Raw genomic sequence first — 14,956 nt, 5'->3', positions numbered from 1 at the left:
TGGACATCATTATGCTTAAGCCCATGATTGACAATACATGTGAGGAAGCGAGTGTTCTCCTTTAGCGATGTCATGACAGCACCCGAGAGAAAGGAGGTACGTGTATGGAATCAAAACTCATAGACCCGTTTGGACGTGTGCATGATTACTTGCGTATATCTGTTACGGATCGTTGCAATCTGCGGTGTGTGTACTGCATGCCGGAAGAAGGAATGCAGTTTGAACCGACAGAACGCATTTTGTCCTATGAAGAAATTACATCGATTGTCCAGGCACTTGCTCCGCTAGGCATACGGAAACTGCGATTGACTGGCGGAGAACCTCTGGTTCGCAAGGGGCTGGATCAACTGGTTGCGATGTTATCCGCTATTCCGGGGATTGAAGACATTGCATTGACAACCAATGGCATATTTTTGGCAGCTCATGCCGAGATGCTGAAAGCTGCAGGTCTGACACGCGTGAACATTAGTCTGGATTCGCTCAAGCCGGAGCGATTTGCGCGTATTACACGGGGCGGTAAGGTACATCGCGTGCTGGAGGGGATCAAAGCCAGTCAAAAGGCTGGATTCAAGCCCATCAAGCTCAACGTTGTACTGATGAAGGGTGTAAATGACGATGAGGTGGAGGATTTTCTGCGCATGACGCTGGAAGCTCCAATTGATATTCGTTTTATTGAATACATGCCCATCGGAGACAGTGGGACCGGTTGGAAGTCGAGTTATTTGCCGCTTGAACATGTACTGAACACTTGCGGAGCCAAATGGAACTATGAGAGCTGCGGTGATGTGTACGGCAATGGTCCGGCAGATAGTTATCGGATCGCTGGAGCCGCTGGAACATTTGGTCTGATCCATCCGGTCAGCAGTCATTTCTGCGGCAGTTGCAACAGGCTCCGGTTAACCGCTGACGGTAACATCAAGCCTTGTCTGTACTGGTCGGATGAGTACAATGTTCGCCCGCTCGTTGGTAACGACAAAGCGGTTCAGGATTTATTTTACAAGGCGCTCGGCTCCAAACCCGAAACTCATGACATGGTAAACGCCTTAAAAGGGCAGCAGATTAACGGAACACCTACGCTGCGGCATATGTCGCAGATTGGAGGATAGGAAGACCAGCATCAACAGGTCACAATTGTGGGAGGACAACAATGAGCAGCAAAAGCATGCCCTGGATGGGCAAACTGAAGTATTTTGCCAAACGCGAAAAAAACGCGGAAGGCTGGAGTGAGATGTCCCCGGTTAACCGGGACTGGGAAGATGTGTATCGCCGTCGTTGGCAACATGATAAAGTGGTGCGTTCCACACACGGCGTGAACTGCACGGGTTCGTGCAGCTGGCAGATTTATGTGAAAGATGGCATCGTGACTTGGGAAACACAGGCGACGGATTATCCATCAACCGGGCCGGATATGCCTGATTTCGAACCACGTGGTTGTCCGCGTGGAGCAAGCTTCTCATGGTATCTCTATAGTCCATTGCGTGTGAAACATCCTTACGTGCGTGGTGCGCTGCTGGAAATGTGGCGTGAGGCTCTGAAAACGCATGGTGATCCCGTACAGGCTTGGTCAAGTATTGCGAATGATCCAGTGAAAGTAAAAAGATACAAATCGGTACGTGGTAAAGGCGGACTCGTGCGTGCGTCATGGGGCGAAGTGACGCAGATTATTTCTGCTTCCATGATTCATACGATCAAAGATTACGGCCCAGACCGTATCATTGGTTTCTCCCCGATTCCAGCGATGTCTATGGTCAGTTACGCTGCCGGATCCCGTTTCTTGTCTCTGGTAGGTTCACCATTGCTCAGTTTCTATGACTGGTACGCGGATCTGCCGCCGGCATCCCCGCAAATCTGGGGAGATCAGACAGACGTTCCGGAGAGTAGCGACTGGTATAACTCAGGATACATTATGGTCTGGGGTTCCAACCTGCCGATGACACGTACGCCGGATGCTCACTTCCTTGCTGAAGCACGTTACAAAGGAACCAAAGTGGTATCCATCAGTCCGGATTATGCGGAATATGTGAAGTTCGCTGACACATGGATGTCCGTAAAACAAGGTACAGACGGCGCGCTTGCCATGGCAATGGGACACATCATCCTGAAAGAATTTTATCTCGATCATCCTACGGATTACTTCATGTCTTATGCGAAGCAATATACAGACTTCCCGAATTTGTTGATTGTCGAAGAGAAGAATGGCGTGAACACTGCAGGACGATTCCTGCTTGGGGAAGACCTGGGCATCCAGGGCAACAACATGGCATGGAAGACCCTTGTATATGACGAAAATACGGCATCCTATGCGATTCCAAAAGGCAGTATGGGCTTCCGCTGGGGTGAAGAAGGTACATGGAATCTCAAAATGGAGCAGGTGGATACCGGCGAGCCGATTGATCCAAGACTTTCCATGCTCGGTGTGCACCATGATCTCGTAACCGTGCAACTGCCTTACTTCAATGACGAAGGAAGTCACGTAATGGAACGTCAAATCCCGGTTCGCCGCATCTGGGTTGATGATCGCTGGATCACGGTTACATCAGTATACGATCTCGTGCTGGCAAAGTACGGGGTTGATCGTGAAATGACGCGTTCAGCAGACTCTACTGAAATCGTTGCAGGAGTCGTTCTGGAAGCGGAAGAAGATAAGCCATTTACACCAGCTTGGCAGGAAAAAATCACCCGGGTTGACCGGGATACCGTCGTTCAGATTGCACGTGAGTTTGCACAAAATGCGGTTGATACGCAAGGCCGTTCCATGATTATTATGGGAGCCGGGATCAACCACTGGTACAACTCTGATGTCATCTATCGCGCTATTATCAACCTGCTACTGATGACAGGCTGTCAGGGGGTTAACGGTGGTGGTTGGGCTCACTATGTCGGTCAGGAGAAACTGCGTCCGGCGGAAGGCTGGCAGACGATTGCGTTTGCACGTGACTGGAGTGGACCTGCGCGTCTGCAAAATGGTACATCTTTCTTCTATTTTGCAACAGATCAATGGAGATATGAGGAGACTAAGGTCGGAGAGCTGACCTCGGCACTTGAGGGTGATCCGCGCTTCGAGCACGTTGCTGACTATAATGTTATGGCCGCACGCATGGGCTGGCTTCCATCTTATCCGCAATTTAACCGGAACTCGATTGATTTGCATCAGGATGCACTGGATGCGGGAGCAAAAACGATTGAAGAGATCGGAGCTTACGTGGCATCCGAACTGCAAAATAAAAATCTGAAATTCTCCATTGAACAGCCTGATGACCCGGCGAACTTCCCGCGTGTGCTGTTTGTCTGGAGAGCAAACCTGATCTCAAGCTCAGGCAAGGGACATGAGTATTTCCTCAAGCATTTGCTTGGTGCCACGAACGGATTGCTGAATGATGATGATCTGGGACTTCGTCCAGAGCATGTGGAGTGGGTGGAACATGCTCCGGAAGGCAAGCTGGATCTTATGGTCAACATGGACTTCCGGATGGCGGGTACAGCAATGTATTCCGATATCGTACTGCCAGCAGCCACATGGTATGAGAAAAGCGACCTGAGCAGTACGGATATGCACCCGTTTGTGCATCCATTCAATCCGGCAGTAGCTACACAGTGGGAATCCCGTTCCGACTGGGATACGTTCAAGGAGATTGCACGTGTGTTCTCCGACATGGCTGCACAGCAGTTCGACGGACCGCAGAAGGAGATTTTGACTACACCGTTGCTGCATGATTCACCGGATGAACTCGCGCAGCCGTATGGTGAGATCAAAGACTGGAGTGCTGGAGAATGTGAAGCTATTCCGGGCAAAACGATGCCGCATATTCATGTGGTAGAACGTGACTATGCTGCGGTTTACAACAAAATGATCAGTCTCGGACCGAATGTGAAGGATAAACCGATTGGTACGAAGGGGATCTCATGGTCTGCAACCGAGGAGTATGAGAAGTTGATAGGCATTCTTGGTGTTAACCGAAAAGATGGTATTGGACAAGGATGTCCAGATCTGAGTACAGATCGTAACGTTGCTGAAGCAATTCTGACGCTCTCTACCACCACAAACGGCAAGATGGCTGTACGTGCGTGGGAGTCACTTGAGAAGAAGACGGCACTGCACTTGAAGGACCTGGCAGAAGAGCGCTCGGAGGAGTGTTTCACATTTGATGAGATTACGTCAAAACCGAAAACAGTCATCACATCACCTGCATTCAGCGGATCGGAAAAAGGCGGGCGGCGGTATTCACCGTTTACAACCAACGTAGAACGTCTGATTCCATGGCGTACATTGACGGGCAGACAACAGTTTTATATCGACCATGCGATGCTGCGTGAGTTCGGTGAGACGCTGGCGACCTTCAAACCGATTCTGAAACATACACCGTTCCATCCAAACAGTAAACGTCCGATCGAGGGCGGCAAAGAAATCGTGCTGAACTACATGACACCGCATAATAAATGGTCCATTCACAGTATGTACTATGATGCACAGCCGATGTTGACGTTGTTCCGTGGTGGTCCAACGATCTGGATGAATCATGAAGATGCTGAGGACGCCGGCCTGGTGGACAATGACTGGATCGAATGTTTCAACCGTAACGGGGTCGTTGTGGCAAGAGCAGTTGTTACGCACCGGATTCCACGCGGAGTAGCCTTTATGTATCACGCTCAGGACCGTCACATTAACGTTCCGGGTACGAAAATATCACAGACACGCGGTGGTACGCATAACAGTCCGACTCGTATTCACGTGAAACCAACACATATGATCGGTGGTTATGCCCAGTTAAGTTATGGTTTCAACTATTATGGCCCGACAGGCAACCAGCGTGACCTGAACGTCATCATTAGAAAACTGCAGGAGGTGGATTGGCTTGAAGATTAAAGCACAAGTCAGTATGGTCATGAACCTGGACAAATGTATCGGATGCCATACATGCAGCGTGACATGCAAAAACACCTGGACGAATCGTCCAGGTGCAGAGTACATGTATTTTAACAATGTCGAAACGAAACCAGGTGTCGGTTATCCAAAACAATGGGAGGATCAGGAGCGTTATCGCGGCGGCTGGGAGATGAAAAATGGCAAGCTGGAGCTGAAATCCGGTACGCGTGCCAGACGTTTGCTTAACATTTTCCACAACCCGGATCAACCAACGATCGATGATTACTATGAGCCATGGACTTATGATTACGAAAAACTGACCAACAGTCCGGAGAAAAAACACCAGCCGGTCGCAAGACCGAAATCCCAAATCACGGGAGAGTACATGAACCTCGAATGGGGTCCAAACTGGGAAGATGACCTCGCCGGTGCTCATATAACGGGGATGGAAGACCCGAACATGAAAGGTGTCGAGGAATCGATCAAAATGGATTTTGAACAGGTATTTATGATGTACCTGCCGCGAATCTGTGAACACTGTCTGAACCCGTCTTGCGTTTCCTCTTGTCCATCAGGTGCCATGTACAAACGGGAAGAGGACGGTATCGTACTGGTTGACCAGAATGCTTGTCGTGCATGGAGATTCTGTGTATCCAGTTGTCCTTACAAAAAAGTATATTTCAACTGGCAGACGAACAAAGCCGAAAAATGTACACTATGCTTCCCGCGGATTGAAGCGGGTCTGCCAACGATCTGCTCCGAAACTTGTGTCGGACGTATCCGTTACATCGGTCTGATGCTCTATGATGCAGACCGCATTGAAGCGGCAGCATCGGTTGAGAATGAAAAGGATCTGTATGAGTCACAAATGGATGTTTTCCTTGATCCGAATGATCCTGAAGTCATCCGTGAAGCACGGGCAGCAGGCATTCCAGAGGACTGGATTATAGCAGCGCAGCAGTCCCCGATCTACAAAATGGTGATTGACTGGAAGATCGCACTTCCACTGCACCCTGAATACCGCACGATGCCAATGGTATGGTACATTCCGCCGCTGAGCCCGATCACGAACCGGGTAGAAGGCCAAGGAAGCTCGCTCGAAGCAAACGATATTTTCCCGGCGATTGATAACATGCGTATTCCGGTTGAATATCTGGCGAACCTGCTTACGGCTGGAGATACAGGACGTATTCGTGAAGTACTGCGCAAAATGGCTGTAATGCGTATTCATATGCGTAACCAGCAAACCGGCAAAACAAGTGAGTCCGACCTGCTGGATATGGTAGGCATGAGTGCGCAGGAAGTTGAAGATATGTATCGTCTGCTCGCTATCGCGAAATACGATGATCGTTTTGTGATCCCACCAGCTCACCGTGAGGAAGTGGCGGATCTCTTCAGTGAACAAGGCAGCTGCGGTCTTGACTTTGCAGGCGGCCCGGGTTCTTGCGGCGTATTCTCATAGGAGAGGAGACAACAACGATGACAATTGATATCGATCCAGAACCAATCGTAAAGCCGGTGTACGACACGGAAACAAGACGAATGGTCTGCAAACTGATCTCCTATCTGCTGCAATATCCGGATACCGAGTGGAGAGAGGGATTACAAGGCGTACAGGAAGCTGTTCTTTCGATCTCTGATGAAGAAGTGAAGCAGACCGTGTTAACCTTCATCAGTAGTGCTCAGGCTCTAGATGCCATACGGTGGCAAGACGCGTATGTTCGTTCTTTTGACTTTGATAAAAAATCGAATCTCTATCTGACGTATGCTTTGCATGGCGATGAGAGGGATCGCGGGCCAGCACTGATTGATTTGAAACGCAGATATGAAGCGGCTGGTTTCTATATGGAAGCTACCGAACTCCCGGATTACTTGCCCATGGTGCTTGAATTCATTGCCGAGGCTCCTGAGCAGGATGCCATTGGAGTTCTGGATAGTTGCCATAAAGCGCTGGTATCGATGACCGAAAGCATTGCAGGACAAAACAGTCCATACGGGCCGCTCCTTACGCTGATGTTACAGGTGATGCCCGAGCCGTCTGTTTCGGACGTACCTGAACCAAGCAAAGAAGAACAGAATCAACCGCTTGGCGGTCTGAACGAGATCGTTGAGCTGATGAGGAGGGGCAGTCGGTGAGTACACTGGAATTAATGTTATGGGGTGCTCTCCCGTATATGGTCATCGTGTTTTGTATCACGGCGACCATCTGGAGATATGTAACCAATCCGTTTAGTTGGACATCCAAATCAAGTGAGATGCTGGAGAAACGGTTGCTGCGATGGGGGAGTTTACTCTTCCACATCGGCATTTTCGCCGTCATCTGCGGACATATTGCCGGTTTGCTAGTACCGATCGAATTTTACCACTGGATTGGTCTGAGTGACGAAGCCTATCATATGGGCGCTGTGTTCGGCGGATTACCGGCAGGAATTATTGCATTTGCCGGTTTGGTTATTCTGTTGGTACGCCGCTATACGGCTCGTAGAGTGCGCGCAACAAGCAGCGTTGGGGATTGGCTGGCCCTCGCCATGTTGATTATTGTTATCGTAACTGGCATTCTGGCAACATCCGCTAATGCGGTAAACCACAGTGGGTTTGATTATCGTACAACGATTAATCCATGGCTGCGTGGACTTCTGGTCTTCCAACCTGATCCGGCTCTAATGCAAACTGTGCCAATGAACTTCAAAGTTCATATCTTGCTTACATTTGTGCTGTACTGTGTGTTCCCATTCACACGTCTCGTTCACATGCTGAGTATGCCTCTCGGATATCTCAGACGTAGCTACGTGCTGTATCGCAGAAGAGACGGAGCCGTGTATCCGAATCAGAATCAAGAACAACATAAGGAAAGGGCGATGTAAATGCAACAAAAAGGTAAAGTTCAACTGCCCTTGCAAACCGCAAGTCTGATTCTCGGTTTCATGGTATGGGTGATTCTGTCATCACTCATGCCTTTCATTAAAGAAGACATCGTACTTACGTCATCACAGCTGGCTTGGGCAACGGCTATTCCGGTATTGATCGGTTCGATTGCCCGTATTCCGATTGGGTATTGGACGAACCGATACGGGGCACGTAACATTTTCATGATCAGCTTTGTATTGTTACTCGCTCCAGTATGGTGGGTAAGCCGCGCAACATCTTTCAGTGATCTGGTCATTGGGGGATTTTTCCTCGGGATCGGTGGAGCTGTGTTCTCTGTTGGAGTAACCTCATTACCGAAGTATTATCCCAAAGAGCGTCACGGTTTTGTTAACGGGATCTATGGTATTGGTAACTTGGGTACGGCGCTTTCGGCGTTTGGAGCTCCTTTGGTTGCTGCTCAGGTGGGTTGGTCCAAAACCGTATTATTTTACAGTATTCTTCTAATTGGTATGGCGGCACTCAACTTTGTTTTGGGAGACAAAAAAGAAACACGTGTCACCCTTCCTCTGATGCAGCAGCTGAAAGACGTATCACGCAATAATAAACTGTGGCTCTTGTGTCTTTTTTATTTCCTAACGTTTGGTTCATTCGTGGCGTTCACCGTCTACTTGCCGAACTTCCTCGTAACCAATTTCCAGATGGATAAGGTTGATGCCGGACTTCGCACCGCAGGATTCATCCTGGTCGCAACAATTATGCGTCCGGTTGGCGGATGGCTGGGTGATAAATTTAATCCGTTCAAAATATTAATGTTTGTATTTGGCGGATTGACGGTAGCGGCGATTGTGTTATCCTTCGCGCCATCCTTCTATATCTATACAGTGGGCTGTCTGACTGTAGCGCTTTGCGCGGGGACAGGTAACGGTACGATTTTCAAATTGGTGCCAATGTATTTCGTCAAACAAGCAGGAATCGCAAATGGTATGATCTCAGCTATGGGTGGTTTGGGTGGTTTCTTCCCTCCATTGATGCTGACACTGTTGTACAGTATGACAGGGCATTATGCGATTGGATTCATGGCGTTATCCCAGATTGCACTGGTAAGTCTCGTGCTTGTCATCTGGATGTTCTATCAGGAGAAACTTCAACTGTCTGCCAGCATTTTGGAGAATACAATTGAAGCGATTCTGGTGACAGATACGAACAGTGTTATTCGTTCTGTGAATCCAGCCTTCACGGCAGTTACAGGTTATACAGCAGAAGAAGCGGTAGGACAGAAGCCAAGTATGCTGAAATCAGGCAAGCAGGATAAAAAGTTCTATGATCAGTTGTGGCAGGAACTGCGTGACAAAGGATACTGGCAGGGCGAGATCTGGAACCGGAAGAAAAACGGTGAGGTCTATCAGGAATGGCTTAGTATTACAGCGATTCGTAATGAAGCTGGAGAAGTCAAATATTACGCCGGTATGTTCAGTGACATGAGTAAACCCGATCTTACGATTGCCTGAGCGAATCACATCAACGGAACAGGTTTTGAAAAAGTGATCCAACATACAGCAAGAGACCTTAACTTGATTTACAGTAGTTAAGGTCTCTTTTTGCATAAGTGGCAGTCTTCACACTCGGATAGAAGAAGAGGAAAGAAGTAAGAAGAAAGAATAAGCAAAATGCATGCAGCACCTTATCGTTATGCTCAGGCGTCTCGTTGTTCCTTTAAAGCCTGCAGGTTATGAATGATGATGCGACTACGATCAACCTCAAGCAACTCATCTTTCGCAAGCTGGTTCAGCAATCGATTGGCTGTCTCTCTTGTCGTTCCTATGGAATTGGCAAATTCCTGGTGGGTCATGGGCAGATTGATGACAATCTTATCTGCTTGTTGCTGACCATGTTGCTCTGCCAGCATGAGAAGAAAGGAGAGTACACGATTACGCACATCCTGACCGGAGAGCACTTGTAACTTATCTTGTAATTCGCGTATTTTATCGCCGAGTACACGCATGATTTTGATGGCAATCGAAGGTGTGCTGAGCATAAGACGTTCAAAATGCCGGACGGGAATCGCTAGCAGGCTTGTCGGCGTGATCGCAACAGCGGTAGCGGGATAGGGATGCGCATTGAAAAATCCGGTATGTGGGAACATATCTCCTGTTTTGAGAAAGGAGACAATCTGTTCATGTCCGTTCTCGTCTGTTTTGTACGCTTTGACAATGCCGGTACGGATGAAAAACACCGCTTCTTTTTCACTGCCTTCACTAAAGATCACTGTTTTTTTGCTGATGTTGCGGGATATGGCGATTTCTTCAACCTGTTTCAACTCTTCAGGGCTGAGATCCTGAAAAATAGGGAATTGCTGCAGGAATTCTGCTGCGTTTTCTTTATTTACACGGGTCATACGAGTTCATCCTCTCTAAAGCTCTAATTTTGTAATGATAAATCGGATAGGAGGTTATGATTGAATTGAAAATCAACGCAAGTATGAACCTAAAATCAATCGTTATCCCTCATGAGCACGGTGGGTGGGCGATGGTCAGTGTGCCTTTCCTCGTAGGTGTGGCGGCAAGTAGCCCCCAGTGGCTTCACGTGCCTCTGTTCATAGCCTGGCTTGGCCTATATCTGACCGCATATCCTTTGCTACAGTCGCTCAAACGAAACGCGAATCGGCGTCGCTTATATACATGGGCCGCCATATACGGCACGGTAGCTTTGGTCTGTCTTATACCGGCCGTCGTTGGGCAATCCTCGCTGTTATGGTTTGGACCTGTGCTGGTAGGATTACTCCTGGTTAACATCTGGCATGTGAGACATAAGGCAGAAAGGTCACTGACCAATGACCTTTGTGCGATGCTAGTGTTCTCCCTTGGCGGAGCAGCAGCTTATTTAATTGGCAGTGGTGAATGGGATTATGGCATGCTGATCGTTGTATTATTTTCCTTTTTACATTTTACGGGAAGTACGTTCTTTGTGAAATCCGTCTTTCGGGAACGCAACAATCCTCGCTGGATCAGGTTGTCACGTCTTGTGCATGTTATACTGCTATTCATTCCGGCTATCGTTGGGTATCCATGGATGGGGCTGGCCTTCGTCTATTCTGCTGCGAGAGCTTTTCGATATGCAGGTCAAACGCTACGTCCTATGAAGGTGGGCTTCATTGAGATCATTGGAGCGGTGCAGTTCCTGCTCTGGTTCATCCTGCTATAAATCACATCATGTTATCATAACGTGATTTAAGTCCACATCAGGTGACATAGGTCACATCGTCATCGGATTGACATGGAATGATGCTGAACGTTTACCAACCATGAAGACATGTCAAGGGACAAGAAGTTGTTCCCATTGAAGTCGCTATTCAAAAAAACGTTAGAGGACAGATCGTTTACAGCGATCAGCCTCTAACGTTTTATGCCTACCACGACAGACTGCCAAAGGTTGACGCTGGAATAAGCAATAAAGCATATATCCGTTTTTACAACCGATATCGACCAAAAAATGTTCACCCAAGTAAGTAAAACGCGAGCAATAGGTGTTTATTTCCAGTATAATCGGATAGGGGGAATTATACATTTTTTCGGGGGAAGATCTTAAGTATGAGTATAGGAAAGAACAAGCGGATCTAGTACAATTACACTAGATATTGTAAGCGCTTGCTTTGATTTCAGAGGGAGGTACGATGCATTCAATGAATTACCGTAATCCCGTAATCGCCGGATATTTGAGCGCTATTTCCGGACCGAGCAGGAAGGCCTACACGCTGGACGATGGGGGGCCAACCATGTTCGCGTGCCTCACCAGTACCATCTCATGATGGAGACGGTCTTAGTTCTGAACTTCACGCCTCGGGCAACGGTATAAAGAAAGCTAGTCCTGCTTATTTATGAAGGATTCTATTATTCCAATACCAAAGGAGATGCCTTATGAATCAACAACATTTACCTAAGCCTCACCAGCCGCTCGTAACCCACATCTTCACTGCGGACCCGTCCGCCCATGTCTACGAGGGCAAAATCTATATCTATCCTTCCCATGACCTTGATCATGACGAGCCGAGCAACGATAACGGCGACCAGTATAAAATGGAAGACTATCATGTGCTCTCGATGGACAACTTCGATTCCCCGGTCGTCGATCACGGCGAAGCGTTGCATCTGAGAGATATTCCGTGGGCTTCCAAGCAGCTCTGGGCTCCGGATGCTGCTTATAAGAACAATACCTATTACCTGTTCTTCCCGGCACGTGATCATGACGACATCTTCCGTCTGGGTGTGGCAACATCAGAGTCTCCGGCAGGGCCGTTCACGCCGCAGCCGAATTACATGGAAGGCAGCTTCAGTATCGATCCGGCCGTACTGGTGGATGATGACAATCAGTCATACATCTATTTCGGCGGACTCTGGGGCGGCCAGCTGGAGAAATGGCAGACCGGGAGCTTCGTGCCAGATGCAGAAGGACCGGCTCCTGACCAGCCGGCGCTTGGACCGCAAGTTGCCCTGCTCAGCGACGACATGCTGTCCTTCCAGGATAAACCTGTCGAGATATCCATCGTCGATGAAGATGGGAATCCAATTCTGGCCGGGGATGAGGAACGGAGATATTTTGAAGGCCCATGGATGCATAAATATAACGGCTATTACTACCTGTCCTACTCTACAGGAAGCACGCATAAGCTCGTATATGCGATCGGCAAGAACCCGATGGGGCCGTTCACGTTCAAGGGTGAGATTCTCTCTCCGGTTATCGGCTGGACAACCCACCATTCCATTGTGCAAGTCGAAGACAAGTGGTATCTGTTCTATCACGACAGCTCCCTGTCGGAAGGCGTCAACCATAAGCGCTGCGTTAAATATTCCGAGTTGAAATACAACGAAGACGGAACGATCCAGAAGATCAATCCTTATCCTGATGCCGAGTAAGCTGACGGGTTAGCGGAAACAGATCAGATTACAAGATACGGCATGACATGAGGCAGCTCCTGACGGGGCTGCTTTCTTTAGCATACAGCGCAGTCTGAAAATAGAATCTATTGAAACAGGTGATTGTTTTTAATCTGTCACGCCGGGTTAATGGGAGATAAAACGATCTGGAAAAAGGGAGGGCCTACCCGAATGTGGACTGCATTGATGTGGGGCGGCATCTCCGCCTCAGCGGTTGTAATTGGTGCTCTTGCCGCATTATTCTTGAAGATTCCGAAAAGGGTTATCGGTTGGATTATGGCTTTTGGAACAGGCACGCTGATTGGTGCAGCAACGTTTGAGCTTCTTGGAGATGCATTGAATGATGGAGGCATGTTGCCAACTGCTGTCGGTTTTACCGCAGGAGCTGTGGTGTATACCCTGTTTGATTGGCTCATCTCGGCCAAAGGCGGGTCCAATCGGAAACGTTCCAGCAAAAAAGATTCAAGCCAGCAAAGTGGACTCGGCATATTTGCAGGCACAGTGATGGATGCCATTCCCGAATCGATCATGCTGGGTGCCAGTTTGCTAGCAGGTAAAGGTGTCAGTGTGGTGCTGGTGGTATCGATCTTTGTCAGCAATATTCCTGAAGGGTTGTCCAGTACGGCAGGACTGAAAAATAGCAAATATTGCAAAGGTGAAATTCTACTGATGTGGCTTGGTGTATTGCTGATCTCTGCCCTTGCCGCAATGGGCGGCTATCTGTTTCTGGAACAGGTTCCGAAGGAGATCGGAGCAGCGATTGGCGCTTTTGCCGGAGGGGGTATCATAGCTATGCTCTGTTCAACGATGATGCCTGAGGCTTTTGAAGAAGGAGGACCTGTGGTAGGGTTGATCGCATCGATGGGACTGCTAGTGTCCTTGCTGCTGGATATTTAGTTTGGGTGTACTCTGAAACATCATATAAAACTCTTATCGCATCAAACCGAAGTCTGACATCTATCAAAGCAAAAGAGTATCCTCATCAGTTCAATTCTGAATGGGATACTCTTTTCTTATAGATTGATGATGTTTCAACTTTAAATTGATATTAATGACCCGAGCAGCTTCCACCGCAGCCACAGGCTTCTTTACCTAGTTCTTTGCCTTCTGGTAGCCGATTCAATTCAACCGATTTTGTAAAATAGTTGCTGATCTGCTGATGCAATTGGCTGAACTCACGCTGTGCATAGATAAATCTGCGAATCAGCGGATGATCGTAAAGCGCACGTTCTTCCTCTTCGTAGATTTTAATCTCGGATTCGAGCAACTCAATATTTTGACGTTCTTTCTCTTCAAGGGCCTGATGTTTCTCCATGAAGCGTTCATACTGCTCTGTCGCTTGTTCATCTGCGGCAAATTGGTCGATCATCTCACGCATCTCTTTGTAGCCTTCATCCTGTAACAATAGGGAGCATAGCTCCTGCATTTTATGCATAATGAGTTGTTTGTCCAATTTAACAACGGTAGTTGTCATAAGGTTAGCCTCCTGAAAATTCTTTTCTTGTTATTCACTTTATACTGTAAATCAGACGTTCACTGTGACGATACTCACAACCTGGGTTAAATAGTTTACATATGCAAGCAGACGATGAATCGATCAGGAGATCATATCTTTCAACTCCTGTAGCTGCAGAATCCGAATTTCATTGCCGTTTACTTGAAGCAGCATTTGATGTTGCATCATGTTTAATTTCCGGCTTAACGTCTCTGGAGTAATTCCTAAGAGCAAGGCTATATCCTTTTTGAAAACAGGCAGTCGGATCTCAGGGTTGGCATGATTCCGGGTATGGAAATCGAGAAGAAGCTTTGCAATTTTCTGCTCCGTCGTCATAGCGCTGAGGGAGCTATTCCACTCGTCGGTCTCATTGAGTAGACGGGTGATGGCAAGCAGGAAATGGTAAGCAAGTTTGGGGTCTTGCTCAAGTAATTGGTCGAAATCCTCTTTGCGGATAGAACATATCGACGAGGTCTCAAGAACCTCCGCATTCGATTGATGCGGTGTCTGATGTAGTAATGAATTCTGTCCGAAAAAATCACCGGAGAACAGGAAGCGAATAATATGTTCTTTGCCATTCTCATTATACTTGGAGAGCTTTACACTGCCCTGATGTATCACAAAGAGGGTGTCTGAACGTTCGCCTTCCTGCACGATATATTCACCTTTATGATATTTTTGGGTATGGAGAAGCGAGGTCAGCAATGTAGCGTCCGCAGGGTCCAGATGCTGAAAAAGCGAAACTTTGGTGAAACAGGCATCGTTTTTTCCATGGGTACAGATCATTTCTTAGTCACC

The 14,956-nt window shown here is 48.0% G+C and carries 12 protein-coding genes; 9 read left to right on the top strand and 3 right to left on the bottom strand.

Annotated features, from left to right (window positions below):
- Positions 1–104 precede the first annotated feature (104 nt).
- From moaA to Q9R46_RS12330, 6 genes are read left to right on the top strand one after another with little or no spacing between them, the layout of a single operon-like run.
- Positions 105–1,106, top strand: coding sequence for a GTP 3',8-cyclase MoaA (moaA, locus tag Q9R46_RS12355; protein WP_311280263.1), 1,002 nt, complete (start codon positions 105–107; stop codon positions 1,104–1,106).
- Between the two features lie 41 nt (positions 1,107–1,147).
- A complete protein-coding gene (locus tag Q9R46_RS12350) occupies positions 1,148–4,864 on the top strand; it encodes a nitrate reductase subunit alpha (protein WP_311280262.1) in 3,717 nt (1,238 codons plus the stop codon).
- A complete protein-coding gene (gene narH, locus Q9R46_RS12345) occupies positions 4,854–6,326 on the top strand; it encodes a nitrate reductase subunit beta (RefSeq protein ID WP_090917004.1) in 1,473 nt (490 codons plus the stop codon). Before Q9R46_RS12350 ends, narH begins: the two co-directional genes overlap by 11 nt.
- A 17-nt stretch (positions 6,327–6,343) precedes the next feature.
- On the top strand, positions 6,344–7,000 hold the full coding sequence (narJ, locus tag Q9R46_RS12340) for a nitrate reductase molybdenum cofactor assembly chaperone (protein WP_311280261.1): 657 nt from the start codon (positions 6,344–6,346) through the stop codon (positions 6,998–7,000).
- Positions 7,001–7,014: 14 nt separating this feature from the next.
- On the top strand, positions 7,015–7,728 hold the full coding sequence (gene narI / locus Q9R46_RS12335) for a respiratory nitrate reductase subunit gamma (protein ID WP_311281019.1): 714 nt from the start codon (positions 7,015–7,017) through the stop codon (positions 7,726–7,728).
- Positions 7,729–9,240 carry a nitrate/nitrite transporter gene (locus Q9R46_RS12330; protein WP_090917000.1) on the top strand — a complete coding sequence of 504 codons (1,512 nt, stop codon included), beginning with the start codon at positions 7,729–7,731 and terminating at the stop codon, positions 9,238–9,240.
- 185 nt (positions 9,241–9,425) lie between these two features.
- Here Q9R46_RS12330 and Q9R46_RS12325 read toward each other — a convergent pair whose 3' ends face one another.
- Positions 9,426–10,127: a Crp/Fnr family transcriptional regulator gene (locus Q9R46_RS12325; protein WP_311280260.1), complete on the bottom strand. Its 702-nt coding sequence runs from the start codon at positions 10,125–10,127 to the stop codon at positions 9,426–9,428.
- 56 nt (positions 10,128–10,183) lie between these two features.
- Between Q9R46_RS12325 and Q9R46_RS12320 the strand changes: the two genes are divergently transcribed.
- The 3 genes from Q9R46_RS12320 (at position 10,184) to Q9R46_RS12310 (ending at position 13,560) form a co-directional block, all read left to right on the top strand.
- The gene (locus tag Q9R46_RS12320; RefSeq protein ID WP_311280259.1) at positions 10,184–10,933 is read left to right on the top strand and encodes a YwiC-like family protein; all 750 of its coding nucleotides are present in this window, start codon (positions 10,184–10,186) and stop codon (positions 10,931–10,933) included.
- A gap of 713 nt (positions 10,934–11,646) precedes the next feature.
- Positions 11,647–12,642 (top strand): glycoside hydrolase family 43 protein, encoded by a 996-nt coding sequence (locus tag Q9R46_RS12315; RefSeq protein WP_154890552.1) that lies wholly within the window; start codon positions 11,647–11,649, stop codon positions 12,640–12,642.
- Between the two features lie 192 nt (positions 12,643–12,834).
- A complete protein-coding gene (locus Q9R46_RS12310; protein ID WP_311280258.1) occupies positions 12,835–13,560 on the top strand; it encodes a ZIP family metal transporter in 726 nt (241 codons plus the stop codon).
- 151 nt (positions 13,561–13,711) lie between these two features.
- Here the strand turns inward: Q9R46_RS12310 and Q9R46_RS12305 are convergent, their stop codons facing one another.
- Together Q9R46_RS12305 and Q9R46_RS12300 are read right to left on the bottom strand one after the other, a co-directional pair.
- The gene (locus Q9R46_RS12305) at positions 13,712–14,137 is read right to left on the bottom strand and encodes a YlbF/YmcA family competence regulator (RefSeq protein ID WP_311280257.1); all 426 of its coding nucleotides are present in this window, start codon (positions 14,135–14,137) and stop codon (positions 13,712–13,714) included.
- A 123-nt stretch (positions 14,138–14,260) separates the two neighbouring features.
- Positions 14,261–14,944 carry a Crp/Fnr family transcriptional regulator gene (locus tag Q9R46_RS12300; protein ID WP_145413236.1) on the bottom strand — a complete coding sequence of 228 codons (684 nt, stop codon included), beginning with the start codon at positions 14,942–14,944 and terminating at the stop codon, positions 14,261–14,263.
- Positions 14,945–14,956 lie beyond the last annotated feature (12 nt).

Origin of the sequence: Paenibacillus sp. RRE4 (assembly GCF_031844205.1) — a bacterium.
In the GTDB taxonomy this organism is placed as follows: domain Bacteria; phylum Bacillota; class Bacilli; order Paenibacillales; family Paenibacillaceae; genus Paenibacillus; species Paenibacillus xylanexedens_B.
Note: the sequence above shows the minus strand (reverse complement) of the source record. Positions and strands in the feature narration are given on the sequence as shown.

Excerpts from the sequence above, each read along its gene's own strand:
- moaA (WP_311280263.1), top strand. The coding sequence starts at position 105 with ATGGAATCAAAACTCATAGACCCGTTTGGACGTGTGCATGATTACTTG.
- Q9R46_RS12350 (WP_311280262.1), top strand. The coding sequence starts at position 1,148 with ATGAGCAGCAAAAGCATGCCCTGGATGGGCAAACTGAAGTATTTTGCC.
- narJ (WP_311280261.1), top strand. The coding sequence starts at position 6,344 with ATGACAATTGATATCGATCCAGAACCAATCGTAAAGCCGGTGTACGAC.
- narI (WP_311281019.1), top strand. The coding sequence starts at position 7,015 with ATGTTATGGGGTGCTCTCCCGTATATGGTCATCGTGTTTTGTATCACG.
- Q9R46_RS12330 (WP_090917000.1), top strand. The coding sequence starts at position 7,729 with ATGCAACAAAAAGGTAAAGTTCAACTGCCCTTGCAAACCGCAAGTCTG.
- Q9R46_RS12325 (WP_311280260.1), bottom strand. The coding sequence starts at position 10,127 with ATGACCCGTGTAAATAAAGAAAACGCAGCAGAATTCCTGCAGCAATTC.
- Q9R46_RS12320 (WP_311280259.1), top strand. The coding sequence starts at position 10,184 with ATGATTGAATTGAAAATCAACGCAAGTATGAACCTAAAATCAATCGTT.
- Q9R46_RS12315 (WP_154890552.1), top strand. The coding sequence starts at position 11,647 with ATGAATCAACAACATTTACCTAAGCCTCACCAGCCGCTCGTAACCCAC.
- Q9R46_RS12310 (WP_311280258.1), top strand. The coding sequence starts at position 12,835 with ATGTGGACTGCATTGATGTGGGGCGGCATCTCCGCCTCAGCGGTTGTA.
- Q9R46_RS12305 (WP_311280257.1), bottom strand. The coding sequence starts at position 14,137 with ATGACAACTACCGTTGTTAAATTGGACAAACAACTCATTATGCATAAA.
- Q9R46_RS12300 (WP_145413236.1), bottom strand. The coding sequence starts at position 14,944 with ATGATCTGTACCCATGGAAAAAACGATGCCTGTTTCACCAAAGTTTCG.